This window comes from Aliamphritea spongicola (assembly GCF_017051665.1).
Classification (GTDB): Bacteria; Pseudomonadota; Gammaproteobacteria; order Pseudomonadales; family Balneatricaceae; genus Amphritea; species Amphritea spongicola.
This window is the reverse complement of sequence record NZ_JAFIDL010000067.1, coordinates 1-314: the sequence shown is the minus strand read 5'-3', so window position 1 is coordinate 314 and position 314 is coordinate 1. Positions and strand designations below refer to the sequence as shown.

Here is a 314-nt window from a genome sequence, read left to right as displayed (position 1 = left end):
CGGTCTACCGCATTGTTATGGCTGTTGCTGTTGCTCATGTTTGCTCCTGTTATTATCCGGCTTGCGCCTGTGCCTGAAGGCTTTCGGCTACTATAATCAGGCTACTATACGGGTACAATATGAGCAGTTATCCTGGTATAAATAGGTACCATGCTATGTCATCAGAAGCCTTATCCGGGCCAAAAGCCCTCGGCGCGTTTCTGCGCGCGCACCGCGAACGCATCACGCCGGAAATGATCGGCCTGCCCAGCTCTTCGCGCCGCCGCACCAGCGGCCTGCGCCGCGAAGAGCTGGCGCAAATCAGCGGCATCAGC

1 pseudogene is annotated in these 314 nt (G+C 56.7%); it reads left to right on the top strand.

Annotated features, from left to right (window positions below):
• Positions 1–119: 119 nt before the first annotated feature.
• Positions 120–314 (top strand): annotated as a pseudogene (locus tag JYB63_RS22770) (hypothetical protein); the annotation flags it as partial.